The 26,752-nt window shown below is 36.6% G+C and carries 28 protein-coding genes; 5 read left to right on the top strand and 23 right to left on the bottom strand.

What is annotated here, in order from left to right; genetic code table 11:
* Nucleotides 1–36 precede the first annotated feature (36 nt).
* The 8 genes from BVF91_RS09415 to BVF91_RS09450 form a co-directional block, all read right to left on the bottom strand.
* Nucleotides 37–1,593, bottom strand: a complete 1,557-nt coding sequence (locus BVF91_RS09415; protein WP_085113152.1) for a glycoside hydrolase family 28 protein — start codon at nt 1,591–1,593, stop codon at nt 37–39.
* Between the two features lie 24 nt (nt 1,594–1,617).
* A complete protein-coding gene (locus BVF91_RS09420; RefSeq protein WP_085113153.1) occupies nt 1,618–2,523 on the bottom strand; it encodes a carbohydrate ABC transporter permease in 906 nt (301 codons plus the stop codon).
* Nucleotides 2,523–3,404: a carbohydrate ABC transporter permease gene (locus tag BVF91_RS09425; protein ID WP_085113154.1), complete on the bottom strand. Its 882-nt coding sequence runs from the start codon at nt 3,402–3,404 to the stop codon at nt 2,523–2,525. Before BVF91_RS09425 ends, BVF91_RS09420 begins: the two co-directional genes overlap by 1 nt.
* Before the next feature lie 94 nt (nt 3,405–3,498).
* On the bottom strand, nt 3,499–4,842 hold the full coding sequence (locus BVF91_RS09430) for an ABC transporter substrate-binding protein (RefSeq protein ID WP_085113155.1): 1,344 nt from the start codon (nt 4,840–4,842) through the stop codon (nt 3,499–3,501).
* Nucleotides 4,843–4,931: 89 nt separating this feature from the next.
* The gene (locus BVF91_RS09435) at nt 4,932–6,017 is read right to left on the bottom strand and encodes a glycoside hydrolase family 88/105 protein (protein WP_085113156.1); all 1,086 of its coding nucleotides are present in this window, start codon (nt 6,015–6,017) and stop codon (nt 4,932–4,934) included.
* A 103-nt stretch (nt 6,018–6,120) separates the two neighbouring features.
* Complete coding sequence (locus BVF91_RS09440; RefSeq protein ID WP_085113157.1) at nt 6,121–7,122, bottom strand: LacI family DNA-binding transcriptional regulator; 1,002 nt, start codon at nt 7,120–7,122, stop codon at nt 6,121–6,123.
* 31 nt (nt 7,123–7,153) lie between these two features.
* Nucleotides 7,154–8,554 carry a glucuronate isomerase gene (gene uxaC, locus BVF91_RS09445; protein WP_085113158.1) on the bottom strand — a complete coding sequence of 467 codons (1,401 nt, stop codon included), beginning with the start codon at nt 8,552–8,554 and terminating at the stop codon, nt 7,154–7,156.
* A 134-nt stretch (nt 8,555–8,688) separates the two neighbouring features.
* Nucleotides 8,689–9,039, bottom strand: a complete 351-nt coding sequence (locus BVF91_RS09450; RefSeq protein WP_085113159.1) for a LysM peptidoglycan-binding domain-containing protein — start codon at nt 9,037–9,039, stop codon at nt 8,689–8,691.
* Between the two features lie 137 nt (nt 9,040–9,176).
* Here BVF91_RS09450 and BVF91_RS09455 point away from each other — a divergent pair, with 137 nt between their 5' ends.
* On the top strand, nt 9,177–9,605 hold the full coding sequence (locus BVF91_RS09455) for a PPC domain-containing DNA-binding protein (protein WP_013788801.1): 429 nt from the start codon (nt 9,177–9,179) through the stop codon (nt 9,603–9,605).
* A 38-nt stretch (nt 9,606–9,643) separates the two neighbouring features.
* Here BVF91_RS09455 and BVF91_RS09460 read toward each other — a convergent pair whose 3' ends face one another.
* The 6 genes from BVF91_RS09460 to BVF91_RS09485 form a co-directional block, all read right to left on the bottom strand.
* Entirely contained in the window at nt 9,644–10,699 is a 1,056-nt protein-coding gene (locus BVF91_RS09460) for an NAD(P)/FAD-dependent oxidoreductase (protein WP_085113160.1), read from the bottom strand.
* A 35-nt stretch (nt 10,700–10,734) separates the two neighbouring features.
* A complete protein-coding gene (locus BVF91_RS09465; protein WP_085113161.1) occupies nt 10,735–11,811 on the bottom strand; it encodes an FAD-dependent oxidoreductase in 1,077 nt (358 codons plus the stop codon).
* Nucleotides 11,808–12,269, bottom strand: a complete 462-nt coding sequence (locus BVF91_RS09470; RefSeq protein ID WP_085113162.1) for a DUF2383 domain-containing protein — start codon at nt 12,267–12,269, stop codon at nt 11,808–11,810. Before BVF91_RS09470 ends, BVF91_RS09465 begins: the two co-directional genes overlap by 4 nt.
* A 94-nt stretch (nt 12,270–12,363) precedes the next feature.
* Nucleotides 12,364–13,299: an L-lactate dehydrogenase gene (locus BVF91_RS09475; RefSeq protein ID WP_085113163.1), complete on the bottom strand. Its 936-nt coding sequence runs from the start codon at nt 13,297–13,299 to the stop codon at nt 12,364–12,366.
* A gap of 167 nt (nt 13,300–13,466) precedes the next feature.
* Nucleotides 13,467–13,739, bottom strand: a complete 273-nt coding sequence (locus tag BVF91_RS09480; RefSeq protein WP_085113164.1) for a colicin immunity domain-containing protein — start codon at nt 13,737–13,739, stop codon at nt 13,467–13,469.
* Entirely contained in the window at nt 13,732–14,073 is a 342-nt protein-coding gene (locus BVF91_RS09485) for a hypothetical protein (protein WP_085113165.1), read from the bottom strand. The genes BVF91_RS09480 and BVF91_RS09485 overlap by 8 nt, the downstream gene beginning before the upstream one ends.
* 169 nt (nt 14,074–14,242) lie before the next feature.
* Between BVF91_RS09485 and BVF91_RS09490 the strand changes: the two genes are divergently transcribed.
* Both BVF91_RS09490 and BVF91_RS09495 read left to right on the top strand, forming a co-directional pair.
* Nucleotides 14,243–14,770 carry a hypothetical protein gene (locus BVF91_RS09490; protein WP_085113166.1) on the top strand — a complete coding sequence of 176 codons (528 nt, stop codon included), beginning with the start codon at nt 14,243–14,245 and terminating at the stop codon, nt 14,768–14,770.
* Between the two features lie 148 nt (nt 14,771–14,918).
* Nucleotides 14,919–15,653, top strand: coding sequence for a DUF881 domain-containing protein (locus tag BVF91_RS09495; protein WP_085113167.1), 735 nt, complete (start codon nt 14,919–14,921; stop codon nt 15,651–15,653).
* A gap of 38 nt (nt 15,654–15,691) precedes the next feature.
* Here the strand turns inward: BVF91_RS09495 and BVF91_RS09500 are convergent, their stop codons facing one another.
* The 5 genes from BVF91_RS09500 to galT all read right to left on the bottom strand — a co-directional run bounded on the left by BVF91_RS09500 (nt 15,692) and on the right by galT (nt 21,223).
* Nucleotides 15,692–16,804 (bottom strand): GNAT family N-acetyltransferase, encoded by a 1,113-nt coding sequence (locus BVF91_RS09500; RefSeq protein ID WP_085113168.1) that lies wholly within the window; start codon nt 16,802–16,804, stop codon nt 15,692–15,694.
* On the bottom strand, nt 16,777–17,397 hold the full coding sequence (locus tag BVF91_RS09505) for a DedA family protein (protein WP_085113169.1): 621 nt from the start codon (nt 17,395–17,397) through the stop codon (nt 16,777–16,779). The genes BVF91_RS09500 and BVF91_RS09505 overlap by 28 nt, the downstream gene beginning before the upstream one ends.
* A 108-nt stretch (nt 17,398–17,505) precedes the next feature.
* Nucleotides 17,506–18,672, bottom strand: a complete 1,167-nt coding sequence (glgA, locus tag BVF91_RS09510) for a glycogen synthase (RefSeq protein ID WP_085113170.1) — start codon at nt 18,670–18,672, stop codon at nt 17,506–17,508.
* Nucleotides 18,665–20,242: a hypothetical protein gene (locus tag BVF91_RS09515; RefSeq protein WP_240495870.1), complete on the bottom strand. Its 1,578-nt coding sequence runs from the start codon at nt 20,240–20,242 to the stop codon at nt 18,665–18,667. Before BVF91_RS09515 ends, glgA begins: the two co-directional genes overlap by 8 nt.
* 9 nt (nt 20,243–20,251) lie before the next feature.
* Nucleotides 20,252–21,223, bottom strand: a complete 972-nt coding sequence (gene galT, locus BVF91_RS09520) for a galactose-1-phosphate uridylyltransferase (protein WP_085113171.1) — start codon at nt 21,221–21,223, stop codon at nt 20,252–20,254.
* Nucleotides 21,224–21,527: 304 nt separating this feature from the next.
* Here galT and BVF91_RS13620 point away from each other — a divergent pair, with 304 nt between their 5' ends.
* Both BVF91_RS13620 and BVF91_RS09525 read left to right on the top strand, forming a co-directional pair.
* Complete coding sequence (locus BVF91_RS13620) at nt 21,528–21,608, top strand: putative holin-like toxin (RefSeq protein ID WP_223814574.1); 81 nt, start codon at nt 21,528–21,530, stop codon at nt 21,606–21,608.
* Between the two features lie 235 nt (nt 21,609–21,843).
* On the top strand, nt 21,844–22,836 hold the full coding sequence (locus BVF91_RS09525) for a sodium:calcium antiporter (RefSeq protein ID WP_085113172.1): 993 nt from the start codon (nt 21,844–21,846) through the stop codon (nt 22,834–22,836).
* Here BVF91_RS09525 and BVF91_RS09530 read toward each other — a convergent pair whose 3' ends face one another.
* From BVF91_RS09530 to BVF91_RS09545, 4 genes are all read right to left on the bottom strand, one after another.
* Nucleotides 22,837–23,340 (bottom strand): flavin reductase family protein, encoded by a 504-nt coding sequence (locus BVF91_RS09530; protein ID WP_085113173.1) that lies wholly within the window; start codon nt 23,338–23,340, stop codon nt 22,837–22,839.
* Nucleotides 23,341–23,444: 104 nt separating this feature from the next.
* Complete coding sequence (locus BVF91_RS09535) at nt 23,445–24,377, bottom strand: SPFH domain-containing protein (RefSeq protein WP_085113174.1); 933 nt, start codon at nt 24,375–24,377, stop codon at nt 23,445–23,447.
* A 2-nt stretch (nt 24,378–24,379) separates the two neighbouring features.
* On the bottom strand, nt 24,380–24,772 hold the full coding sequence (locus BVF91_RS09540; RefSeq protein WP_240495868.1) for an NfeD family protein: 393 nt from the start codon (nt 24,770–24,772) through the stop codon (nt 24,380–24,382).
* Nucleotides 24,773–25,009: 237 nt separating this feature from the next.
* Nucleotides 25,010–26,407, bottom strand: a complete 1,398-nt coding sequence (locus BVF91_RS09545) for a family 4 glycosyl hydrolase (RefSeq protein WP_085113176.1) — start codon at nt 26,405–26,407, stop codon at nt 25,010–25,012.
* Nucleotides 26,408–26,752: the final 345 nt, after the last annotated feature.

Genomic DNA, 26,752 nt, shown 5'->3' on the forward strand with positions numbered 1-26,752 from the left:
TAGCACACGTGAACATTTTATTTTAAAAAAAATATTTCATTGAATTTCATTGTCAATATTTAACTTTGTAAAAGGCTCTGTCAAAGCACCTTCTACTACAACATTTTTCAATCTAAGGTTTTTAATGTTGTTAAGGTAAAAACCATTTCTACACATTTCTTCTACAAAGCTAAGCATCTCAGGATAATCAGGCTTAGCGCTTAAATCAAAGCTTACATAGATATTCTCCATATCAACTCTCTCAATTTTCCTCTCTGGAAGGCCATACATGTATCCTGCTGCAACCTGAGTATCAATGCATGTTATATTTTTTAGATAAATATTGCCGACATATGGCGTCCTGTCATCTACAGGAAGCTTTTCCTTGCTCCACACGTATTCAGTCTTACCATCAGCATCGCAAAAGTAAAAGCTATTTATAGTAAAAGGCGTTAAAACCCCTTCCATTCTGATGTTTGATGCGTGTATCTCATCTATGATTCCGGTCTTGCCTCTGCCTCTTCTGGTCTTTATGCGTATGCCGCGGTCTGTCTTTCTAAATATGCAATTCTCAACATGGACATTTTTTACACCGCCTGACATCTCGCTTCCTATTACGACAGCACCATGACCGTATTCCATAAGGCAGTTTCTTATGATAAGATTTTCTGACGGCATAGGAAGCCTTTGGCTTACAGACAACTTGCCTGACTTTATGGCAATGCAGTCATCGCCAACGGAAAATCTGGTGCCTGCAATGAGGACATCTTTACACGACTCAGGATCGAGACCATCAGTATTTGGTGCATCTTTCGGATTTTCGATGTTCAAATTCACAAATTTAAGGTTTTGCGACATTAAAGGGTGTATCGTCCACGACGGCGAATTCTTTATTGTGATGCCTTCTATCAGTACGTTTTTGCACTTGCTTAAATAAACTGTTCTCGGTCTCCATGCGATTCTTTTAACTTTCGCGTCGTACCACCATGTATCAAAACTGGAATTGCCGTCTATAATACCATCGCCTATTATATTAACATTTTCCACAGAGATGCCAGTTATGAGGCTTGCAAACATATCGTTTGCTTCCCCTTCCCAAGATCCCAAATAGCCATTTTTAAATTCTTGGCTATCTATCTCCCCTGGAAGGATAGGGTACATTTCCCTCTCTTTTGCCCCTAATAACACAGCACCTTTACCTAATTCTATCGTTATATTGCTTTTTAAAAAAATCGGGTATGTCAAGTAAACACCTTCAGGAAAATACACCCTTCCTCCATCAGGACACGCCATTATGGCTGCTTGTATAGAAAAAGTATCAAGACGCTTTCCATCACCAACAGCACCAAAGTCCTTTACATTAATATACGCTGTCTGAGGTTTTGTCTGTTGGAATACAGTTAATCTTTCTTTTGTTTCTTCGTTCTTTAGTGTAATTTCGTATTGACTGTTTGGCTTTAAATTTTTTACCGTCCACACACTCCTATCGACATCGCCCATATAATCTGAATTAACGTACAACTGATACTTTTTCTCTAAATAATAAGGCTTTGAACCTTTCAATTCAAACGTAATTGTGGTAGATGTAGTTGATATGACATTTAATTCTTCCAATCGAATCACTCTTTCTTTAAAGAATCATCCCTTTAATCCGCTTGTAGATATACCTTCAACAAAATACTTTTGAGCCGAGAAGAATACTACGATTGAAGGTATAAGAGCTATAACCGACATTGCGATTATCTTGTTCCACTCAAAGTTGCCTGACGTAGCATCCATTGCCATCTTCAAAGCTATTGAAACAGGGTACTTGCTGACGGTTGAAATGTAGATAAGAGGCCCCATGAAGTCATTCATAGACCACATAAACTGAAATATCGTTACAGACACAATTGCTGGCGTAATCACAGGCAGCAATATCCTCGTCAGTATCGTAAATGAATTACATCCGTCTATCTTTGCAGCTTCATCAAGCTCCTTTGGTATTCCCCTCATAAACTGTATAATCATGAACACGAAAAACGCTTCTGCCGCAAATATGTCATTTGCATACAGAGGAACAAACGTGTCCAGTAAATGCAATTGCTTCCATAAAAGATATAGCGGTATCCTTAAAACGATCTGTGGCAAAAACATCGTTGAAATCAGTATTGCAAATAAAGGCTTTTTAAACGGAAAATTAAATCTTGAAAAGCCATATGCTGTCAATACTGATGAAACAACTGTAAAAATCACTTTAGGGATGACGTACTTAAAAGTATTCATGTAGTACGTTGCAAATGTGTACTGAGTGCCTGTTATCCAGCCTTTTACATACGGCGTAAAGTCTATCCTTTTTGGTATGAAACTTATTGATGAGAATATCTCGCTGTTTGTCTTAAATGAGGCTCCTACAAGCCAGACAATCGGATACAGCATTATAATAGCGCCAATTGTCAGTATCGCATATCTAATTGCCAAATTGACTTTTCTTCTGAACTCTCTCTTTCTATACCCCTTATCCATCCTAAGGTTTACATTGTTGAATGCTGTCTCATTGTTCATTATGACTCGCCTCCTCCTTCATCTGAATAAAACACCCAGTACTTCGACGACGAAAATACAAACATTGTAAATATCATTATTATTATGAAGAGGAACCATGATATAGCGCTGCCATATCCCATATTGAAGAACTTAAATGAGTTGTCGTAAATCATCATTGGCAAAAGATACGTCTTATACAGAGGACCACCTTGCGTTATCATGTAAGGTCCATTGAATTCCTGGAAAGCTTGTATTAACTGCATTACCAAGTTGAAAAATATTATAGGTGTCAAAAGCGGTATGGTGACCTTAAAGAATGTTTTGATCTTGCCTGCACCGTCAACTGCCGCTGCCTCATAAAGCTCTTGTGGTATATCCTTTAAACCTGCCAAGAAAATCACCATGGTAGAGCCAAATTCCCATACCCTTAAAGCGCTTATGGTAAATATCGCTCCTAGACCTGTGGAAAACCAACCTACTGGTTTTATGCCAAATACTCCCAGAACCTGATTTACAAGCCCTGTATTTGCAAATACAAACTTCCACAAAACAGCTATAGCAATATTTCCGCCGAGAATCGATGGGACATAATACGCAGTGCGGTAAAAATTTATTCCTCTTAGCTTGTAATTCAAGATAAATGCTATAAAAAGCGAAAATATAAGCTTTAACGGTACTGTAATTACAACATACTCCAGTGTTGCAGTAAATGACGTCCAGAATGTGCTGTCATGAAACATATTGACGTAATTTTGAATACCGATAAATTGCGGTGCATTAATAATATTGTAATTTGTGAAACTTAATATTAAAGATGTCACAAACGGATATATGGTAAATATCACAAGGCCGATAAGCCACGGCAGTATATATAAAAGCCCTATGCGCCTGTTTTCCATCAAAACCCTCCTATCAATACAAAGTGGATGCAATTAATTAAATGCGTGGAACTACAGTTTTCTCTCTGTAGTTCCACAAATTGACCACAGTGTTTTATTTTGTTATTTGACTTAGCACATTCTGAAGATTTGTATACATCTCTTTTGCGGCTTGATCAACTGTTTCTTGGTTGTAAGAAATCTTGTCTATAGTCTGATCATATACTTGTTGAAGCTTTGGATCTTCCAGATATGGGCTTAATGGCAATCCTGGCTTTGACTCCAATATCTGCAATCCTTCATACTCTAAGCCTGATATCTTTCCGTCTTTTTTAAGTGTATCTAAAGCAGCCTTGCTTACAGGTATGCCCCTATTTGTGCCCATAGCTTCTACGCCTTGTGGATCATTCAAGATGAAATTCAAGAATGTGGCTGCTTCTTTTGGATATTTGCAATCTTTATTGATGGCAAAAAGCATTGATGGCTTTAATATAGCCGCTGATGTCTTAGCATCGGAATTCATAGGAAGTCCTGCTGTCACAAGCTCCATGTTGTTCTGTTTTATTGGAGTAGCTTCTTTTGATATTGCACTTGTCCATTCAAACAAGCCTGCAAATTTGCCATTTAAGAAGCTTGGAAGCTGTGCTATTGGTGCAAGTCCATTGCCACCTTCTGCAGCTATTGACTGAATCGGAGTAGTGACTTTTTTGTCTAACAAAGTCTTGTAGAACGACAATGCTGTCTTTATATCATCTTGAGTAAAGTTAAGCTTGCCATCTGTTGTCAAGAAAGGTTTTCCTGTCTCTTGTTCTGCATAAGTCATAGCTAAAAGCCAAGAATCATAAGAACCTGTTACAATTGGATAACTGCCACTTGGGAACTTCGAAGCATCATTGATAAGGTCATCCCATGTTTTAGGTATCGTAGCACCGTATTTATCATACATGGTCTTATTTACATACAGAACTCTTCCAGTCATAGCTACCGGTATGCCATTTAGTTTACCGTTAACGGTTCCTGTAGCCAAAATATCCTTAGAATAATTGTCTAAACCCAGCTCACTTGACAGCTTGTTTAAATCGTAAAAACCATTGCCGTCTTTAGAGAATAGTGGCAACCAGTTCCAGTTTATCTGCATTATGTCTGCAGCAGTGCCACCTGCCATTTGTGTTGTCTGTTTGTCAAGGTAGCCATCCCAACCAGCATACTCTGCCTGTATCTTTATATTTGGGTATTTTTGCTCAAAAAGCTTTATAGCATTTAAAGTCGCCTGATGTCTTGTGTCATCGCCCCACCATGAAAATCTCAGCGTTACTTGTTTTGCTGGCTGGCTTTCAGATGTCTTTGTACTGCTATTTGTGTTCTTCTGGCTCGTCGAATTACCTGATGAGCCACATCCTGTAAGTAATGTGGAAATGCCTAGAGCTGCCGCAAGTGCTAATGCTACTAGTTTTTTCATAGATGATCCTCCTTAAAAAATTTTTTTATTTTTGCATATACAAAGATGTTGATTTTGACCTCCCTTTATCACCCCTTTCAAATACAGATTTAATTTATTTTAATTATTTCACTGTATGCCATCATTAATGCTCCTACGCCTTTAGGGTCGTCATATACGACTTTTTCCGATATATAGTAGTCATAGCTTCCATCTCTGTACGGATTATTGCCTAATCCTGCAACAGAACATATACCTCCAAGCGCCAATTTTCCTTCATCTTCTACAATGTATTTATTGACTGTGCCTTCAAATGCCTTTACACCATGCTCTTTATATTTTTGCGGCAAAAGGTTTAACCTTATACCCTTAAGTATGCTGTACGAAATCATCAGCGTGGCAGATGTCTCTTGATAATTTCCTTTTTCGCCGCCTTTATCTAAAACCTGATACCACATACCAGTTTTTTCATCTTGGTAAATAATGAGTCCATCTATTGCTTCGTTGAATATTTTAAGAAGGGCATCTTTTTCAGACTCCATTCTTTCATCCATCTCTTCCAGCACATCAACAAGGGCCATGACAAACCAACCTTCTGCTCTTCCCCAAAAATTCTGAGAAACACCAGTTTTTTTATCTGACCATGCTTCTTTTCTACTTTCGTCATATCCATGATAGTAAAGCTTTTTCTCATTGTCATACATAAGCCTTCTTACATTAGCAAATTGATTTACAATATCAGATAAATCTTTAAGATCGCCAAAATTTTTGATGTATTTGATGTAAAAAGGCATCACCATATACAGTCCATCAAGCCATACTTGATGAGGATATATGTCTTTGTGCCAAAAATTCCCCTCATTTGTCCTGGGCTGTGTCTTAACTTGATTAAAAATCGTCTCTATGGCTTTCTTGTACTTCTCATCACCAGTCATCTTGTAAACATCAAACAGCACTTTGCCTGAATTTACATCGTCTAAATGATGATTTTCCATGTGGTAGCCTTTTATCTTGCCGTCTTTTTCTATAAATTCATCAAGGTATTTTAATACAAATGTTTTGTACTTTTCATCATCTGTTGCACTGTACAGATCAAGTACACCTTTTAGTACACAGCCATCTTCATAATTCCACGATGGTTTGTAGCTTTTGTAATCTTTAATGTAGCCATCTATAAACTTTTCAACTTTGTTCAAAGCTTTCAATCCTCCAAATGATTTTTCAATTTCCAGCGACAATTTTCGATTAAAGCTTTTCATTTAAACTGCTTTGCACACGTTAACTGGATTTATGCGAAAATTATTTTATTGCCATTACAGAATCTCTTATCTTTAACTTTGTAGGTACGTATATCTTTTCTCCGCTGTTTTCGTCATTTTCAATCATAGTCATCAATATTTCTGCACCTTTTTGGCTGACATCTTTTATAGGCTTTCTCACCGTTGTAAGAGCAGGTATTATATACCTGCAAAATTCACTGTCATCGAAGCCTACCACTGAAATGTCATCAGGTACCTTAAGGCCTTTTTCATATATAGCCTTTATAGCACCTACCGCCATGTCATCGTTGGAGCAAAATACGGCTGTCGGTTTCTTCTTTAACTTCAAAAGCTTGTTCATGGCGCTGTAGCCGCTTTCTATGTCGTACTCCCCACTTACGATGTAATCATTGTTAATAAGTATCTTGCTTTCAATAAGTGCCTTCAAAAAGCCGTCTTTTCTGTCAACAGTCGATTTGAAGCCTTCTTTGCCTTCAATTATGGCTATATCCCTATGTCCATTTTCAATCAGGTACTTCACTGCATTGTAAGCTCCTGTCTTCTCTTCACTCAGTATATTGACTACAGATTTTTCATTGACTTCTCTATTTAAAACAACCAAAGGTATACCTTTTCTCATGACGTAGTACATAAATTCATTATCGCTTTCGCTTTGGCTTGTAAGTATGATTCCATCAAAACGGTTTTTTTCGATAGACGAGTAATCCTTATACTCGTCTATCCCTCTTATGATGAGATTGTAATTTTTTTTGATTGCACTGTTTACACCCCTTACAGTCTCATAGAAAAAACTGGGGGATGTTCCTTTGAAGATTGTAGAAAAGAACAAGCCAATATTATATGATTTATTGAGAACAAGGCTTTTGGCGTTGTAATTAGGCACGTAATTAAGTTTTTTTGCGATTTCTTTTATCTTCTCTTTCGTCTCCTCTTTTATCTGCGGACTGTCGTTTAAAGCTCTGGAAACTGTAGTATGTGACACATTTGCAAGTTTTGCTATATCCTTTATTGTAACGCTCATCTCAAGCACCTTCCACATTCATTATAGAAGACTATACTCCAAAATAATTGACTGCATTATTGTAGGATATGTCCTGAACTATCTTTCCTAACAAGTCTATATCGTAAGGCACCTCGCCTCTATCTACCCATTCGCCAATCAAATTGCACAGTATCCTTCTGAAGTATTCGTGCCTTGGATATGACAAGAAACTCCTTGAATCGGTTACCATTCCAACGAATTTGCTTAATAGCCCTACATTTGCCAGTGTCTTCATCTGCTCCCTCATTCCGTCGATGTTGTCATTAAACCACCATGCAGAGCCAAATTGCATTTTACCTGGAATCCCTTCTCCTTGGAAACACCCCATAAGGGTTGCTAAAACGTAGTTATCTTTGGGGTTTAGCGTGTACAATATGGTCTTCGGCAAAGAACCAGTTAAATCTAATGAGTCTAAAAGCTTCGCCACTTTTTGTGCTATATCTACATCATTTATTGAATCATATCCAGTATCAGGACCCAGCTTTCTAAACATCCTGGTGTTTGTATTTCTTAAAGCTGCAATGTGAAGCTGCATAGCCCATCCGAATTCTTTATATTTTCTTCCCAAAAATTGAAGAACACTTGTCTTGTATTGGTCAATTTCAAATTTAGAAAGTTCTTCGCCTTCTAAAGCTTTCTTGAATATTTCATTCACTTTGATTTTTGTGCTTTCTTCATAAGATACAAAGTCGAGGGCGTGATCTGATAACCTGCAACCTAAGCTGTCAAAGTACTCTATTCTTGAATTTAAAGCATCTAAGTAATCTTCGTAATCTTCAATATCTTTCCCGCTTACTTCTCCAAGCTTTTTGACCCAATCTCTAAAACCGTCTCTTTCAATATTTATACCTTTGTCAGGTCTAAATGCAGGCAAAACCTTTACACCAAAGCTTTCATCATCCCTCAAAAGTTTGTGATACTCAAGGCTATCTGTCGGATCATCTGTTGTGCACAGTATCTTTACGTTTGACTTCTTAATGATATTTCTGACGCTGAATTCGCTACTCTCCAATACTGAATTGACTTTTTCCCATATTATTGGAGCTGTTTTCTCATTTAGAAGCTCATTAACACCAAAGTACCTTTGAAGCTCCAAATGTGTCCAATGAAAAACAGGATTGCCGATAGCCATAGGCATAGTCTTTGCAAACTCTAAAAATTTGCTGTAATCATCAGCATCGCCTGTAATGTACTTTTCATCGACGCCATTGCTCCTCATAAGTCTCCATTTATAGTGATCGCCATATAGCCAAACTTCCGTGATGTTTTTAAATTTCTTGTCTTCGTAAATATCTTTAGGATTCAAATGGCAGTGAAAATCAAATATAGGCATCTTTGATGCATAGTCATGAAATAGTTTAACAGCAACTTCGTTGTTTAATAGAAAATCATCATCCATAAAATTCTTCATAAAATCAGCTCTCCCACGAAATTTTTGTTCACGTTAACATTTATTTAATTTAATTATATAACTGCCAATGATGATTGTCAAGTTAATGTTAAAAATTTTTTTGCTTAAAATTACCCTGCTTACTCAGGGTAATTTTATCCTGGTGAAGGCAAGCATATCACCTGTCCTACCACAAGGTTATTTGGATCTATATACGGATTTAATGCAAGAATTTTATCGACAGTAGTTCCTACAGTTTTTGCTATTTTATAAAGGGTATCTCCAGGTGCTACCTCCCAATATATGCCTGTTGGGCATTCTGTCGTCTTGCCATAAGGTATTATTGACGGCAAGCATATTACTTGTCCTACCATCAATCTGTTTGGATCTATACCAGGATTCACTTTTATAATGTCGTCTACAGGCCTATTGATTTTCTGAGATATAAGCCACAACGTATCCCCAGGCTCTACAGTGTAATACCTTCCCGATGGACAATAAGGCATTGTAACACAACCTTTCATTTAATTTTTTTGTACCATTATATTCACAAAAAAGCTCATTGACATATTTTTTCAAAATATGCTGTGGTATAATATGTATAAGAATTGATACACATAAATTCAATTAAGGAGGTTTTTGTATGGGTCATATTAATATAGATGTGAAAAGAAGGTTTATGGGTCGCTTTAAGTACGATAACGATCTTTTGCAGGAGATAACGACTTTCATAACAAATGAGAATATAAGATCTGGCGAGATAAGGATTATAGGTGCGGTAAAAAAGGCCCGGTTCGGCTACTTTAACCAATCTACAAAGGAATACAAATTTATCGAGAAAAACGAGCACATGGAAATACTGAGTGCTATAGGAAATATATCCTTAAAAGACGGCAAACCATTTCCACATGTACATATAATTCTTGCTGACGAAAACGGAAATGCCTTCGGCGGTCATCTCATGGAAGGCACAAAAATATTTGCTGCTGAATTTGTCATCGTAGACTATGGCGAAAACAACTTAGAAAGGGTCGATGACGACTACACCGGATTATCTCTTTGGAATCTATGAAAAAAAAGCTTAAAAGGTTTTTGACGCCTTTTAAGCTTTTACTTTATAAACTTCAGCATGGTGTGCCCGTATTTTATCACATCTATATTTGTGTTATACACTATATGCCTAACAAGCGGCATGCCTAATATCTTAACCATTCTGTCATAATCGCTGTTACTGAATTTATCCAGTTTATCTCTGTAATCTGAAAGCATTTGTACCTTATCAGTTATAGTTTTGACCATTTTTTCATAGTCTTCGCCTGTTGCAATTGATCTTGCAGCGTAAATGCCGCTTTCTAAAGCGTGAAATGCTCCAAGCCCTAAAAGTGGATCTAAAAATCCAGCGGCATTTCCAACGAAATACACATTGTCGATTTTGTGCTCTTTAGCAATACCTGTATTTAGCTCTAATTCATAAGTCTCCACCATCTCATAGCTAAATCTCTCAGTTTTTAAAAAAAGCTGCCATAAACTGTCTAACTCGCCGTGCTGTGCATAGGTTGTTATAAGAACTAAAGATGCTTTGGTCTTATCAAAAGGCATGATGTATCCGTACCCAGATCTTGCGTAATCTGTGTTAAACCACATCTCTGCCGTATGTGGTTCGAAATTCCCTAAGATTGTAGCACCTTTTATCCATGTAGTAACGGTAGTCTTCCACTCTGTAAGCTTTTCCAGTATCCCGGAATTGCCAGTGGCTACGACTACAAAGTCAAATTCTCTTGATAGCTCTTTGTAATCAGGGTCTGCATTAAAGTTTACCTTTGACTTCACACCTCTTGCCAGCTGATTGTCAAGTGAATCCGCATCTTTGCTTCTTAAGACAAAATACCCATGATTTCCTTTTACTGTTGAAGTGTACATCGGAGAATGCATGATGATCTTTGTCATCTTCTCAACAGGTGTCAATGATATGCCATAGGTACGCCTAAAGTAGTAAACCGGATCTTTAATCGGCCTATCTTCCATGTTTAAAAATGAGCCGATGTTAGGCTGAATCGTCCCTATAGCATTTTTTCTCTCAAAAATCACACACGTTATTCCAAGCCTTTCAAGCTCATGAGCACATGCAAGCCCTGATATTCCTGCTCCTATTATGGCAACCTTCATAGCCTAAAATTCCTTTCATGTAATTTTTATCAACATTAAAACTTAAATAATTCATTGACGGCGTACCGTATTATGAATGAAGAATATTTTACTATGTTAAAATTTGTATCGTAAATAAGCTGCTTTATGAGTGGCTTTGTCAAAAACTTTATAAGCCTGTCTATCTTATCATTATCTACAGTGTCGATGGCTTTTCTAAACTCTAAAAGCTTTAAATTTGCATTTGTAAGATACGCCATTTCATTTTCAAAGTTGCAGCCTGTTGCGATGCTTTTTGCTGCCAAAGCACCACCTAAAATTGATGCAAACTGGCCAAAACCTAAGAATGGCTCGATAGCTCCTCCCGCATTACCTACAAAGTACATGTTTTCGTACGTATGTGGAAACGCATTGCCTGATATATGCTCATAGTCATAAACACTTACTACGTCATATCCTATCTTCTCTATTTTTAGAAACATCTCCCAATACATGTCTATTTCCTCTTTTGTGATGTAAGGAACTATAAGTGCTAAAACCGCCCTTTTATCGTCAAAAGGAGCAAGGTATGCATAACCGCTTTTGCAGTAGACTGTGTTCATCCACATTATAAGCGTATTTGGGTCGAATTTACCGATTACCTCAGCTATTTTAAGCCTCGTATCAACCAGCGTCTGCCAACATCCTAACTCGTTTGGTATCTGATGGTTTCCAGTCGCCACAATGACATAATCATAAACTTCCTTTAGATTCTTGTAGTCTGCGTGGACATCAAAATTGACATTTGTCTTTAATTTCTTGTATAGCTGGCTTTCTACAGACAATTCTCCTTGCCCTTTCAGCATAAAGTATCCCAGCCTTCTGCCTTTAATAGTACGAGTGACAGTTGGCCCGTGCATCACAATCTTGTCTATGTTGTTAAGCGGCGCAATAGCTACATCAAAATTATTTTTTAAATACTCCAAAGGATCGTTTATTGGCCTATTTATGACATTTAAAAGTCCTGCTACATGGTTAAAAGCATCGCCGACTTTAGATTTTCTCTCAAATACATCAGGCTTTATCCCATAAGATTCAAGCCTTATAGCCGCAGTTAAGCCTGCCGAGCCTGCACCTATAATAGCTACTTTCATTTATTTTCCCTCGGCGTCGTGTATACTATGCTGTTGGGCTCAGTCGGCTTTGATTTTAGAGATTCTATGTTCTGCTGTATGATAGTAATAAATCGCATCTCATCATCCCTCATCTGGGTAAATATCTGCCTCACATACGGATTAGTTATGTTTACGAGATTTTCGTTGTAGAACATCTGCTGATTTATCAAATCCTTTTCTATATCCTGTAAAGCGTCCATCATATCATAAGACATATTCTTCTTTACAAGGGAATCTATCCGCATCGTCTTTTCAGCAGTGACAATCTTGTCTACATGGTTTAAAGCAGTAATCTCTATCTGTTTCAATACTCCTTTAACTTGACTATCTGATATGTTTTTGCCATAATCTTTTGCCTTTTTGTGTATAACATCTTCGTAATTTTTAGCCTTTTTAAAGGCACTCGATATAATCTCCTGCGGGCTCATATTCTGCATTTTGCATCACCGTTATTAGATTTTCCACATTGCATCCCTTATATACATGAAAAGAGGCTTCATCACATGGATGTAAAGCCTCATAAATATTTGATCATATATCCAATTGCTTTATGACATCTGCCATGACACTTGCTGAATGCCTAAACTTCTCCACTTCTTCGTCAGATAAAGGCAAGTCCAAAATTCTGGCAACGCCATTCCTGCCTACGATAGACGGCAAGCTTAATGAGACATCCTTCACGCCGTACTGTCCATTTAATGGAGATGATACTGTGAGAATGGAATTTTCATCTCTTAAGATGCACTCCACAATTCTTCTCACTGCAACTGCGACAGCATAGTATGTAGCACCTTTTTTGTCTATTATCTTGTAAGCGGCATTTACGACTTCTTCTTCCACTTCTTTTCTAAAATTCGTGTTGCAGACACGCCCACATATGCTGCAGTACTCATTAAATGATATACCCGATATGTTTGTTATGCTCCACGCTGCAAACTCTGTATCTCCATGCTCGCCAATTATCCTTCCGTGGACATTTCTCGGATCTATATTGCAGTGCTTGCTTAAAAGGTATCTAAACCTTGAACTGTCAAGAACGGTGCCAGAACCGAAAACTCTCCCCCATGGAAGTCCAGAAATCTTGTATGTAACGTACGTCAGTATGTCTACAGGATTTGTAACAATCAAATATATGGCTTTGTCATTGTACTTTAAAAGCTCAGGTATCATGGACTTAAATATGGCTGTATTTTTCTTTACCAGGTCAAGCCTCGTCTCGCCTGGCTTTTGAGCAGCACCTGCTGTCACAACTATTACATCTGCCCCTTCCACATCTTTGTAGTCGCCTGCATACACATTTACCGGCTGTATTAGCGGTATGCCGTGGCTTATGTCCAGTGCATCTCCTATAGCCTTGTCCTTGTTTAAATCTACCAACACGATATCTGTCACAGTCCCACTTAATGCCAGCGTAAATGCCGATGTTGCACCGACAAAACCAGATCCTATTATGGCTACCTTACTCATTACATCGCCTCCTAAATAATATATATTTTCCTTTAATAATATTATAACATAGTTTTGGTGAAATTGTCTAAATTTTAATCTTATTTTGTCCTTATTGATTTGAAATATTATCTTTATAGTTAGTTTGCATAAAAATACCGCTTTAGGTATAATACCTTAGCGGTTTATTATGCAGCTAACTTTTTTACAAGTTTTTGCACTTTTTGTCTTAACTCATTTTCTCCAATATACAAGTGATATTCATTTCTTATATTTTCATCCCGTTCATAATATTCACAAGCCATATAAATATCATCAAACAGACTCATTTCTTCATCTGTCAATAAATCTTGCTTTTGTTCATAAAGCACTTGGAAATTTTCGATAAATCCATCTATGTTTAAATTATTATTTACATATTGCCGACAAATTTCTATTAATTGTATTGCGACATTACTCATTAATTCGCCTCCATTCTTTTACTATTCGTTTCCTTGGAGTTATAGTAATTATCCAGCCATGTTCTCTATCGATATGTACTGATATACCATTTTTATACCTGACTATATTGCCATTAGGTTCAATATAATTTTCACCATTTTGTAATACATCCAATAACATCTGTTTGTCAGCTGGCAATCTTCCAGAAGCTGTTTTCCTCAATATTTCATTCAATGCATGTTCAGTAAGAACAAAGCCATTATCAGTAAAAAATTTGGCTAAATCAAGCAACTTTTCTTTATATTCAGGTTTATATTTCCCTTTTAATATTATATTGCCCTTTTGCTTTTCCATACATTCATTATACTGCTTTAATATGCTACCGTCAATTTCTATTAAAGCAGGGTTGTATTTTTATTTGTATACTTTTTAAGCCTGAATCGTGGATTATTGGTTTAAAAATTACTATAAGTGGAATATTAGAAGTAAGTATATGAATGTTTTGTGAAAGGATTGAGTTTAAATGAGCGATATAGATGAGATAAAAAAATTGATGGAAAGACTTACAGAAAGCGAAAAAGACAAAGAAGAAGCCAGCAAAAAGATGCAAGAAGTATTGGGCAAATCCATCAGAGAGGTAAAAGAAATACTGCTGACATTAAAAAAATACATAGCCAATGAAAATATAACGCTGAGAAGCTACAGCGGCAAAACATTTGCCACCGGAGAAGGAATCATAATCTACGACAAAGGCATAGACGAAAAAATAATTTTAAAATCAGACAGATGCTTTTACCTTTATAAAGTGGAAAATGACCAGTTGGTGACAGAAAAAATAGAGGATTTAGACATACACGACTACATGAGCTACGACACTCTCTTTGACAGCGTGAAGAAATCTTTGATAAAATGCATACAGAAAAACGAAGAAGACATATTGGCATACAAAAGCACTATGCTTAAAATCGACAAGTACAACAAAGATTTAGAGGAGATATTGGCTTTAAAAAATGCGACTGAAGAAAATAAAGTAAACGAAGAAGATCAATGATTCAAAAGAAAATGAATTTATTACTAATCTGTAACACAATATTAATATTTTTTTAATAAATTTTATCTTTATACGTGATATTATTATATATAGAATGAAAATGAAGTTTTCATAAGTGGATATATCAGCCCATGGGGAGGATGAAAAAATGAAGGGTAAGGTTTTTCAAGTTGTTTCTTTTGTCATGGTGTTTTTAATAATGGGCTTTATGATATCAATGGAATTTAAGACTATACAAGGCAGTGTAAAGACTGCAGCAGATACATCTCGTGGAAGCAGCGTAAATGTTGATGAACTAAGCAGCGAACTGCAGAACATGACTGACGAGAGAAATGCCTTAAAACAACAAGTGGCAGATCTTAATAAAAAGCTTGATGAATTAAACAGCTCATCATCAAAATACGAAGCGACTTTAAATGCTCTGTCACAAGATGTAGAAAAGTATAAAGAGCTTGCAGGTTTTACTGCCATGACAGGTCCAGGAGTCATAGTCACTTTAAACGACAGCGACCTTCAGCCAAAAGATGGAGAAGACCCAAACATGTTTTTGGTACACGATGAAGACCTGATAAAAGTAGTAAACGAGTTAAAAGCTGGCGGAGCTGAAGCCATATCTATAAATGACCAAAGGCTTATAGCTACATCTGAAATAAGATGTGTAGGTCCTACCATCAACATAAATTCTACAAGATATGCTCCTCCATACGTCATAAAGGCGATTGGAAATCCTGACACATTAGAAGCTTCACTAAATCTTAAAGGCGGCATTGTAGATACTCTTAAATATTATGGAATAAAAGTGGACATACAGACATCTAAAAACATCGTAGTACCTGCCTACACAGATCCAATAAGCTTAAAATACGCTAAAGCGACAAATTAACTTTGCCTCTTACCTTAATACATTTTATTAAGATAGGTTCAGTCATGACTGAACCTATCTTTTATCTTGTTTATTATTTTATTTTCAGCAATGATGTAGTAAAGATAAAACCTGCCTGCAACAGAAGGATATGAAGCAACAAGCCTCATGTTCCTCTTTTTATCATTAGTCCAATCTTCTTTGTACTTTTCATCTCCCCTTAAAAAGTCGTAGACTTCATCTCCAACTTCTATTGAGCGCTTTATCGATAAACCTAATGTTACAGCTCCAACGCTTAATCTGCTGTAATCCAAATCGTAGCCGCTTATGTAGTAATACCTTTTCCCACCTACATGGTAACTTAATAAGCTTGCGACGATTTTATCATTGTCTTTTAATTCAAACAAGCTTAAAATACCCCTGTTGAAAAAGTCAAATGCCAAAGCCTTGTGAAAAGCCCTAACCCTTTTAGAATAAAATGCACCCGGCATATGTCGTTTTCTCCACCTTGCCTGATGCAGCTCTATTAGTCTATCCATTGAATCATCTATCTCATTTTCATCTGCCACGCACATGAAACTTCCATCGCACTTTGTGAAAAATCTCTTGATCTCGTACTTTATATTTCTTCTAAATTTGCCGTCAAGGGATGCCAAGTATTCATCCCACGTTGCCGGCAACTTTATGTATGGGCATACATCTTGAACATCGTAATCGTAGTAAAGCCAGCTATCCATTATATACGGATATATGCCGCTGCTCTCTGGAAGGTGCTCCAAGTCTAACACTGTAAACCTGTCTATTGTCGACTCCAAATACTTTATAAGTGAGCGATAAAATATATCTTCATATCCGTATTTCACTATAAAGTCAAGGTAATCGCTGTTATTAGAGCCTATGAATTTTATCCTCTTTACAGGAAGCCCCATCTCACCAAATGTAATCATAAAAGGAGCTATTCCAATAGGGCCTTGATCGCCAACTATCAAAAGAATCCACAGCTTTTTGCCGCCGCCGAAATACTTCCACCAATTCACGACCCATTCAAAAGTGTTAAAAGGATAAACCTTAGAATTCTCCTCCAGTTGATGCCATATATCCTTGATGCTTAAAAGAGTCTTTACGTCCCTCACTATCTTTATCTCTATGTCAAGTATCTTTCTTTCATCCATAAAAATATCCTCCAAACGACGTACATAAATAGGATAAAGCCTACAAGCATTAACAAATAACCCCACCACGGGTACGTCCTACCGATTAAGTCTATCTTTAAAATCTGCATCGACACTAAATACGAAACAGACGTCCAAAAAAGTGACCATAAAAGATCGCCGATGGCAGAAAACACAAAAAACGACTTGAAGTCCATCCTTGTTATGCCTGAAGCCCAGATGGCAGGCGTCCTTGGCAATCCTATGAGACGCCCTAAAAGGTTAGTAACACCACCATATTTTGAAAACCAACGGTCCATGCCTTCTAAGTCTTTAACAGTTATCTTTAAAAAATGGCCATATTTCTCTACAAAAGTCCTGCCTGATTTGGCACCTATTATGTACGCCAATACATTCCCCGACACATTCCCTAACGCTGCAATCAAAACTACAGCCAAAAAGCTCATCTGACCTCTTGATATAAGGTAACCTGCCGCCAGGAAGAGTATCTCCACAGGTCCTGGCATACCAGTGCCTTCAACCAGCAATGACAGAAACAATGCCAAATAACCGTAATCTATTATTAAGCTGTATAAGATATTAGTATTCTCCATAATTACCTTCCAATCAAAAATTTCTATATAATAGTATACATCTTTATCGCAAAATTTAAAAGCAAATGACACAATAAAAAAGAGCCTTTAGGCTCTCAAAAAATCCATTTATTTTTTGTAATTCTCGATGACATTTTTGTAAAGGTCATAAGTCTTTTTTGCAATTGATTCCCAGCTAAACATGTCTTCTACTCTCCTTCTGCCGTTTGCACCGAATAAAGCAGCTAAATCCCTATCATCAAGGAGAATATTGATTTTTTCCGCTAATTCATGTGAATTGCCAGGCTCCACTAAAAATCCAGTTTCCCCATCTACGACTACTTCTTTTATTCCACCTGTAGCACTGGCAACAACCGGCGTGCTGCAAGCCATTGCCTCAAGATTTATAATGCCAAAAGGCTCGTATATTGATGGACATACAAAAACATCGGCATTGCTGTAAAGCTCTATGACTTCTTCCTTTGAAACCATCTTGTCAATCCAGATGATGTTTTCATAAAGCTTGACTTTTTCCTCCATCTCTTCCTTGATTTCCTGTGTATCAGGTGATGAAGCGCACAATACGACTTTTACATCCTGTGGCAAATATTTTACAGCATCTATAAGATGAATTATTCCCTTTTGCCTTGATATCCTTCCTACAAATAAAATGTACCTTCCCTCTATTCCGTATTTTTCTCTTGCCATGTTTGAATCCGTCTTCTTGTACTGGTTTAAGTCTATTCCATTGTATATAACCTCAATCTTATCTTCTGGCACATTGTAGCACTTCATGATATCTTTTTTAGAATCATTAGATACAGCTATTATCTTGTCTGCCGCCTCAACACCTGTTCTCTCCATCCATGTGCTTAAGTGATACCCATTTCCAAGCTGCTCTTCCTTCCAAGGCCTTAGAGGCTCTAAGCTATGAATGGTGACAATAAGCGGTATATCGTAAAGCATCTTTGCCAGAAAGCCTGCCATAAAGGTGTACCATGTGTGACAGTGGACAATATCTGACGAAATCCCATCGCTTACCATAGCAATATCTGTTGTCAATGGTCCCAACACTTTTTTGAATTTATCGTCAGAAGCTTTTTTCAACACATCCCATTCTCTGTAGCCTTTTACTTCCATGTTTTCAAAATGATTGTCTTGATCTCCAAAGCATCTGACATCAACATTCATAAGCTTTGACAATTCCCTCGTCAAATAATCCACATGGACACCTGCGCCACCGTAAATATTAGGCGGAAATTCATTTGTAAATAAAGTGACCTTCAAATTATCCATTGTATACCTCCAAACTTGAAATATTTTTTAATTCATCTATACACTCGATAATGCCTTTTAGGGGTATCTTAAACCAAGACGGCCTATTGTTGACTTCATAAATCGCTTCAAACACAGCCTTATCCAGCTTAAACAATGCTAAAATGGCAGTAATGTATTTTTCATCAGGTATTAAATCTGCGTCGTGTTCATTGATTAGATTTACATAGTTATCAACAAACACGTTTGTTATAACGGTTGCCCATGTGGACAAAAGATTTTCTACTTTTTCTAAATCAATACCACCTTTACCATTTTCCTTGTATTCAAAAAACTGTGAGTAAGCAGCATAGTTAAATGACCTTATCATGCCAGCCACATCTTTTAAAGGGGACATATGCCTACTTCTCTCAGAAATAGGTTTTGTAGGCTCTCCTTCAAAATCTATAAGTATATAACCGTCTTCTTTCTTTAAAAGCTGCTCTAAGTGCAAATCGCCATGGCATCTTAAATATTTGCCAAAGTATGGCGCTAAAGATCTAATATTATTGATGCTTTCCAGCAACAAATTCTTGTCAGTAATTATCTCTTTTATAAGGCTTTCAACATCTTCACTGTAATCCTGATTTTTCATGTAATCCAAAAGCAAATTAAAATTAGATATTATCTGATTTGTAATCTCATCTATGTTAGACTCATTAGGCTCTAAGACACCAAAATTGCCTTCATTAATAAGTGACAGCTTAATATGCATATTGGCAATAAGCTCCGATATCTTCTTCACTTCGCCTATATAATCGCTGCAATTTTTGTATACAAAACTTACAAAGTCGCTTCCATCGTACTTCTTCACAAAATCCTTCAAGTATTCTTGAGTGTACTGCCACATATCAGCAACATTTTCGATGTACTGCGAAAACATTGAAAGAGTGTATATGGTGCCTTTTCCATCGTCGTACAAAAAATACCCTCTAATATCTTGCACATCGTTAAAACCGTGTTTTCTAAGCATGTAAGTCATTTCAAGATCGGGATTCATTCCATTAGCCATTCTCCTAAAAGTCTTCACTATCTCATTTTTGCTAAGCAATGTAAGGCTATTGCTGGACTTGTTGTTTAATCTTTTTGAACTGTATATGTCGTGATTTAAAATCATGTAAGGTTTAAATCGGCCACACGATTTAAACTCAATTTCTTTTCCACCTCTTAATATATAATCTAAGCATCTGATGTACTCCACATCATCAACAGCATCATATACGCCGTACACACAATCGCCATCATCATATATGGTAAGACAGCTATCATCGAAAGAATTCTTTCTTACAATAATAGGAAAATAATACCGAGATTTTTTTTCTTCACCACTTATGGTTTCAAAAATAAAATCTATAAGTGCTGCAATAATAATAAACGATCTATCAATACCTAATATAGCATAGTCAAAAAGCATCTTATCTTTTATATAAGAGGCCTTTTCCTGAAACCATCTGAATTCTTGAACCTTGTCATCTTTGATGGTTTTTACAATATAATCTATCTTCGACAAGAAACCATCAAAATCTCCTTCTTCAATGTGCACATAAACCATTCCTTTCAATTAATCTAACCTTAAGATTGAAGCTGCTTCTTCTGGCGGCGTAGGATTTATATATGCTCCTGTTGCAAGCTCAAATCCCGCAAATGTGGTAAGCCTTGGCAATATCTCTACATGCCAATGAAAATCCCGTCGATCATGATGTGGCACTGTATGAATGACTATATTGTACGGTGGATTGTCAAAAAAATCTTCATACTTCTTTATAAGCGATTTAAGTAGTGATGAAAGACTTCGTATGTCATCGTCGTCCATCTCGTTAAAAGCCTTGACATGTTTTTTAGGAAGTATCCATGATTCATACGCAAATTGCGATGCATAAGGGCATATAACTATAAACTTATCATTTTCGGCAACGATTCTTGCCTTTTCTTTCATTTCTTCATCGATGATGTGGCAGTAAGGGCATCTTCCGGTATCTGCCTCATGCCTTTCAACGCCTTTTAGCTCTCTCTCTAAAATCTCAGGTACAAATGATACGCCCATAATCTGCCAATGTCCATGTTCTAAGGAAGCACCACCGTTTGCACCAAAGTTTTTAAACATCTGAACGTACTTAATCTTCTCATCCTTCGCAATATCATCGTATCTTAAGATGAGTGCCTTCATGATGTTCTCAATGCCTTCTACTTCCATCTGCCCCAAAGTCATATCATGATGCTGGCTTTCAACGATAATCTCTGCCACACCATACCCATCGTCTGCCTTGTACAATTCACCTTCATGCTTAGCCACATTCACATCTTTTTTAAAAGCCGCAAACTTGTTGTTAAATCCTCTTAATGTCCACATGCCATCCTCCCCACGAAACTCTACAAGCGTAGGTGGCGTCATAGTTTCATTTCCAGGACAAAATGGGCATACTCCGCTACTTTTTATGACATCTGCCTTCTTAAAATCGTGAGGCCTTTTACCTCTTTCAGTAGAAATAACTGCTATCTTGCCTGTAACAATATCATATCTAATCTCCGACATATCATCACCCTTATCAAAAAATAAAAAGCACAATTGAATCAACTAAGTAAGAAAAATCAGCTATATGTTAATCGCATGTATGTGCAACCGAGTGCACTTCTTAAGTATATAATATACTTTTTTATATAAAATGTCAATCTAATTTTTACAATCTATCGCAATATATGCGGTTTTAATGAAGCAAACAAAAAAGCACTCAAACTGATGAGTGCCTAATGCATTTATATATGCTATAATTATACTTGAGGTAGTCGGATAAGCAGGGTGCGGTTGCCACTCTCCTCATAAGGAGGTGGTTGCTATGATGAATACATATCAAACGTTGTCTTTAATGATAATGTTTGGAATGTTAATTATAGCAGTCCTCGATTTTAAGAGGAAATAACCGCCCTGCTGATACCAGGACGGTTTAAGATTTTTTAAAACCGCTCTCGGGCAACCGCATTTTGCGGACGGCTGCCTCTCTATTTATATTATAGCATAATTCTTAAAAAAATAAACAAAAATTTAGCTGTCTTAAATCTACTATTAAACTAATATTCCATGAATATAATCTCTCATTCCAAATTATAATTTAGTGTAGTCTTACGCTTATTCATAAATAAAAGGAGCTGTTTATATTGGCTTTGCTTACAATCATGCTTTTAATGAGCCTGGCGTTTATATTGATTTCGTGCGCTTATTTTACAAATGCCGTAGAATGGTTAGGCAAAAAGTTTAACTTAAATCAAGGAATAATCGGAAGCATCTTTGCCGCTGTAGGAACAGCAATGCCAGAGACGATTATACCTGTAATTGCAATCATATTTCACAATGGCCAAGCATCAGAAGAAATAGGTGTTGGTGCGATAGTCGGCGCTCCCTTCATGCTGTCGACACTTGGCTTCTTTGTCACAGGTGCATCTGCAATAATATACGCTTTATTTCACAAGAGATCTTTAAAAATAACCCCTTCGCTGACTGGATTTCAAAGAGACATGTCGTATTTTATAACCATGTACTCTTTAGCCGTCATCACTTCCATAGTGAATAACTACATAGATATTAAAAACATTGTATCAATTGCTATACTTGTTTCATACTTCGTTTACGTCATCCGCACATTTTCATCCAATGATGAAAGCATAAATGATGTAAAAAATTTGTACTTCTCGGCCAATTTTCATTCAACGCCTACTGTACATCTCATCCTTTTGCAGCTTATACTTTCCCTTTTGGGAATATCCTATGGCGCTCACATATTTATAAAGTACACAGAACAAGTATCTGCGATAGCAGGGATTCCTCCAGCCATACTGTCATTAATCATAACGCCTATAGCAACCGAGCTTCCAGAAAAGCTTAACTCTGTCTTATGGATAGGTCAAAAAAAAGATACCCTTGCCCTTTTAAACATAACAGGGGCAATGGTATTTCAATCATCTGTGCCTGTCGCCATAGGCATGATGTTTACAGAATGGCATTTGACTGGGCTTACTATGCTTACAACCATGTTATCGCTTATATCATCATATATAAGCCTCTTATATGCATCCAACAAAAAAAGTTTAAGCCCATTTGTTTTGATGTCAGGCATCATTTTCTATGCAATCTTTTTAATGGCACTGCTTTGACTATTCTTTTATGTATGATGCCACAATTTCGCCAAAGTAAAACGTATGGTAATCTGGATACCATCTTTTATCAATATCAGCATCCAGATTTTCCTTTATCATCTCCTGTTTGTATATGACTTTACATTCATAGTGAAGTGAACACTCGCCTATTATAGGTGTATCAATTTTTTGTGATGGAATAGGTGTAAGATTGCACTCCTTAAACTTATCAAAATCCCTACCTGATTTTGTGCCGCAAAATGCAATGGCTTTATTTAAGTCCTCATTTAAAGGCACGCTAATCGTAAATTCACCTGATTTTTCGATTTGATTGTACGTAAAGCGAGACTTTCTCACTGCAACTAAGAATACAGGTTTCCCCCAAAAATAAGTTATTCCTCCCCAGCCAATTATCATGGTATTTAACTTATTCTCTTTAGTAGTCAAAAATATGCCTCTTGACGTAAGCTTTTGATTCACCTCTTTTAAGTACATATCGTAAGGCACTTCTTTAATAGTCATGTTTCATCCCTCCGCAATATTTTTTACATTATACATTTTATAGCTTAACCTTAAAAAAACCAAATCATATGAAAAAGCCTCGAGTAAACTCGAGGTGTAGAAAGCTATTGATTTTTAATGAGATCTGCAACTGCCGTTATGCTTCCTAATGTTCCAACCAATTTATCAGGAATAATAAGCTTATTGGCAGGATTCTTTGCCATCTCCTGCAATGCTTCTATTTGCTTTAATGCTATGACAGTCTCATTTGTACCTGACTCTAATATGGCTTTGTTGACCAATTCAATGGCCTTTGCCTGTGCTTCAGCAATCGCCTCAATGGCCTTCGCTTTGCCTTCCGCCTCTAATATCTGCGACTGCCTTAAGCCTTCAGCCTTTCTGATATTTGCTTCCTTCTCAGCCTCTGCCTGCAAAATTTTTGCCTGCTTTTGACCTTCAGCGACAGCTATGGCACTTTGTTTCTCACCTTCTGCCTGAAGTATTGTAGCTCTCTTATCTCTTTCTGCTTTCATCTGCTTTTCCATCGCTTGCCTTATTTCATCTGGCGGAGTAATATCCTTTATCTCTACAGACAGTATTTTTATGCCGTATGCGTCTGTAAGCTGATCAATCACTTTAAGAAGCTCTGCGTTTATCTTGTCCCTGCCTGACAAAACTTCGTCAAGCGTCATATCTCCAATGATGTTTCTCATGTTTGTTATTGTAGAATAGACTATACCTGATCTGTAGTTCTCTATGTTGTATATGGCATCTTTTGCACTCATTACCTTATAAAATATTACATTATCGACAGATATTTTCACATTGTCCTTCGTAATGACGTTTTGCGGCTCAATATCCAATATCTGCTGCTTTGTAGATACTTTCGCCCGTACATAATCAACAAAAGGTATCACAAAATGCCAACCCGGCTCCAACACCTTGTAAAACTGTCCCAATCTCTCAATGACGTAAACATAACCTGTTTGAACGACTTTTATGGACGCTACAGCAGCAATAAATATGAGAAGAAGCAATATTATAAACAAAATAAACACTTTTATTCCTCCAATCTCTTTACAATTAATTTATTTCCAGATATACCTGTTATAACCACATTGTCACCGCTTTTTAGGGGCACATCAGATTTGACAGTCCAATATATGCCTTCAAAAAATACCTGACCAGTCTTGCCGATATCGTCTTTTATCTCTATGGTCCTACCTATATACTGGTTTTCATAGGGATAAGTCTTTGGTATGTTTTTAAATTTCTTTCTCAAGTATTTAAACGAAAAAATGAGTGAAACAATTCCTACTGCGAGAAATGCAAAAATCTGAATCGGTGTATTAGCTCCTAATAGATCCGCACATATTGCAAAAAAAGCTCCCATTGAAAAATTAAAAAATATGAAGTTGCTTGTAATAAGGTCAATAGCTATACCAATTATCATTATTGAAATCCATAATGTCAATAGGCTTTCCGTATTTATCCCCCTTTCTTGTTAAAAATTTGATATTTTATCTTAGTATACCACAGTATGTGTCCAACATAAAGTAGTTAGACAAGGTATTTTATAAATTTTCTATAAATTTTTGGGCAATATAATAGAGCCGATCGCATAGTATCGGCTCTATTAAGGAGGATCATCAATTTTAGTTTACAATAAATAGCCGTAATTATAAAGATGTTATCCTTTTATTTTCCATCCATCTAAATATTTTTTCGTATTTTCAAGCATTTCATTAAATAATTTTTTCGCATCTTTTAAAGATATTGTAACAAGGGGATCATTTACAAAAGCACTAAAAGCCAAATCAAAATCTTTCTTTAAAGCAGCTTTTAACGTCGTTTCTTGGTTGTATACCTGCCTTAGCACAAGGCTATTTACATTGTCAGGCAATTTCCCTGATAATACAGGCTTTAGTTTATTTCCTGAAAATAAAGCGTTTGTTTCAACTACCACGCCATATGGTATTCCTTCAATCTGTCCATAGTTGGGAATATTGACATTAGTCACTAAATCACCTAAGCCTAATAGCGCTTTAATTTGCCTAACGCCTTCTTCACCTGTTTCCTTTAACTCAAATTTTTCCTGGCCTGTCTTAAGCCTTTTACTTCTTTCAAGCCTGCGCTTCAAGTCTTCTTTTCTCCAACTTACAGTCGTTAAGCCAAACATCCATTCTCTGACTGTCTCTGGATCTTTTAAATACCAATACCCCGGCACAAATTCCGCCAGATGTCTATCACCCGCTGCAGCTATCACTCCATATCTTAAAAACAGATCAAATTTTACTCTCTCTGCAGATACAAACGAATTGTTCATCCAATTATTGTTAGCATCGCTGACAAATCCACTTTCATAATACTTATTCACAAATTGTCTATAAACATCCATTAAATCTATTTCTTTGTATATTGCATTGTCGATCCATGTAAAATGATTTATACCTAAGACATTTATCTTTATATCTTCCCTTGGAACATTTTCAATACCTTCTATATCCTGCAAAGCACGAGATAATAGCTTTTGTGTGCCAAAAACTTCATGGCAACATCCAAAAGCTTTAACTTGAGGGAAAATTTCATATAATGTCCTGACACAAAGCGTCATAGGATTTGTATAATTTATGACCCACGCATCAGGACAATGCTCTTTAATCGCATTGGCAATATCAACAAACATCGGAATTGTCCTTAAAGCTCTGACTATTCCACCAGGTCCTACTGTATCACCTACTGACTGGTAAATGCCATACTTTTCTGGTGCATGAACATCAGATTCCATCTCATCGAACGTACCTGGCAAAATAGATATTATGACAAAATCAGCACCTTTTAGTGACTCTTCTAATGTCTCACAGGCTTTATAAAGCCATTTGCCTTTAACGTCTTGTCTCATTGATAGAGCATTGCCTATTATCTCATTGTCATGTGCCGCATCATAATCTATGTCGTACAGCTTTACTGTGCCAGAAATGCTCTCTTCCTTTGCTAAGTCGGTCATTAAATTCCACGCCCATCCTCTTGAGCCACCACCGATATAAGCAATAGTGATGTCATTCACCTTTCCATCTGTATACCTCATTAAGCTTAACCTCCTGACCTAAAATAAAATTTATTGAGTAGATTTATACTTAGTTTAGTTCTTTAATCCAGTTGTTGCAATACCTTCAACGAAGTATTTTTGCGTATTTATCTAGAAAGCAAAAAAATATCCTTTTAGCAACAATTAAACGTCGCTAAAAGGATATTTTCCATGGTATCTTTATTCCATAATAGTATATTATTATTACTATGTCAGTTCTGTGCAGCAGAGAAATTTTATCTTTGGATTTGATGAGTCAGTTATCATGTCATCCTTAATATGTTGGCGTTTTTTAACTTATCAGCACAAGATTATCACCTAAACGCAGCACGCCTATATTCTAAT

It is taken from the genome of Thermoanaerobacterium sp. PSU-2 (genome assembly GCF_002102475.1).
GTDB lineage: Bacteria > Bacillota > Thermoanaerobacteria > Thermoanaerobacterales > Thermoanaerobacteraceae > Thermoanaerobacterium.

What these genes read in the sequence shown, in the direction of transcription:
- BVF91_RS09420 (WP_085113153.1), bottom strand. Translation starts at nt 2,523, where the DNA reads ATGAACAATGAGACAGCATTCAACAATGTAAACCTTAGGATGGATAAG.
- BVF91_RS09425 (WP_085113154.1), bottom strand. Translation starts at nt 3,404, where the DNA reads ATGGAAAACAGGCGCATAGGGCTTTTATATATACTGCCGTGGCTTATC.
- BVF91_RS09430 (WP_085113155.1), bottom strand. Translation starts at nt 4,842, where the DNA reads ATGAAAAAACTAGTAGCATTAGCACTTGCGGCAGCTCTAGGCATTTCC.
- BVF91_RS09440 (WP_085113157.1), bottom strand. Translation starts at nt 7,122, where the DNA reads ATGAGCGTTACAATAAAGGATATAGCAAAACTTGCAAATGTGTCACAT.
- uxaC (WP_085113158.1), bottom strand. Translation starts at nt 8,554, where the DNA reads ATGAAGAATTTTATGGATGATGATTTTCTATTAAACAACGAAGTTGCT.
- BVF91_RS09450 (WP_085113159.1), bottom strand. Translation starts at nt 9,039, where the DNA reads ATGCCTTATTGTCCATCGGGAAGGTATTACACTGTAGAGCCTGGGGAT.
- BVF91_RS09455 (WP_013788801.1), top strand. Translation starts at nt 9,177, where the DNA reads ATGGGTCATATTAATATAGATGTGAAAAGAAGGTTTATGGGTCGCTTT.
- BVF91_RS09460 (WP_085113160.1), bottom strand. Translation starts at nt 10,699, where the DNA reads ATGAAGGTTGCCATAATAGGAGCAGGAATATCAGGGCTTGCATGTGCT.
- BVF91_RS09465 (WP_085113161.1), bottom strand. Translation starts at nt 11,811, where the DNA reads ATGAAAGTAGCTATTATAGGTGCAGGCTCGGCAGGCTTAACTGCGGCT.
- BVF91_RS09470 (WP_085113162.1), bottom strand. Translation starts at nt 12,269, where the DNA reads ATGCAGAATATGAGCCCGCAGGAGATTATATCGAGTGCCTTTAAAAAG.
- BVF91_RS09475 (WP_085113163.1), bottom strand. Translation starts at nt 13,299, where the DNA reads ATGAGTAAGGTAGCCATAATAGGATCTGGTTTTGTCGGTGCAACATCG.
- BVF91_RS09480 (WP_085113164.1), bottom strand. Translation starts at nt 13,739, where the DNA reads ATGAGTAATGTCGCAATACAATTAATAGAAATTTGTCGGCAATATGTA.
- BVF91_RS09485 (WP_085113165.1), bottom strand. Translation starts at nt 14,073, where the DNA reads ATGGAAAAGCAAAAGGGCAATATAATATTAAAAGGGAAATATAAACCT.
- BVF91_RS09490 (WP_085113166.1), top strand. Translation starts at nt 14,243, where the DNA reads ATGAGCGATATAGATGAGATAAAAAAATTGATGGAAAGACTTACAGAA.
- BVF91_RS09495 (WP_085113167.1), top strand. Translation starts at nt 14,919, where the DNA reads ATGAAGGGTAAGGTTTTTCAAGTTGTTTCTTTTGTCATGGTGTTTTTA.
- BVF91_RS09500 (WP_085113168.1), bottom strand. Translation starts at nt 16,804, where the DNA reads ATGGATGAAAGAAAGATACTTGACATAGAGATAAAGATAGTGAGGGAC.
- BVF91_RS09505 (WP_085113169.1), bottom strand. Translation starts at nt 17,397, where the DNA reads ATGGAGAATACTAATATCTTATACAGCTTAATAATAGATTACGGTTAT.
- glgA (WP_085113170.1), bottom strand. Translation starts at nt 18,672, where the DNA reads ATGGATAATTTGAAGGTCACTTTATTTACAAATGAATTTCCGCCTAAT.
- BVF91_RS09515 (WP_240495870.1), bottom strand. Translation starts at nt 20,242, where the DNA reads ATGGTTTATGTGCACATTGAAGAAGGAGATTTTGATGGTTTCTTGTCG.
- galT (WP_085113171.1), bottom strand. Translation starts at nt 21,223, where the DNA reads ATGTCGGAGATTAGATATGATATTGTTACAGGCAAGATAGCAGTTATT.
- BVF91_RS13620 (WP_223814574.1), top strand. Translation starts at nt 21,528, where the DNA reads ATGAATACATATCAAACGTTGTCTTTAATGATAATGTTTGGAATGTTA.
- BVF91_RS09530 (WP_085113173.1), bottom strand. Translation starts at nt 23,340, where the DNA reads ATGACTATTAAAGAAGTGCCTTACGATATGTACTTAAAAGAGGTGAAT.
- BVF91_RS09540 (WP_240495868.1), bottom strand. Translation starts at nt 24,772, where the DNA reads ATGATAATTGGTATAGCTATTGACCTTATTACAAGCAACTTCATATTT.
- BVF91_RS09545 (WP_085113176.1), bottom strand. Translation starts at nt 26,407, where the DNA reads ATGAGGTATACAGATGGAAAGGTGAATGACATCACTATTGCTTATATC.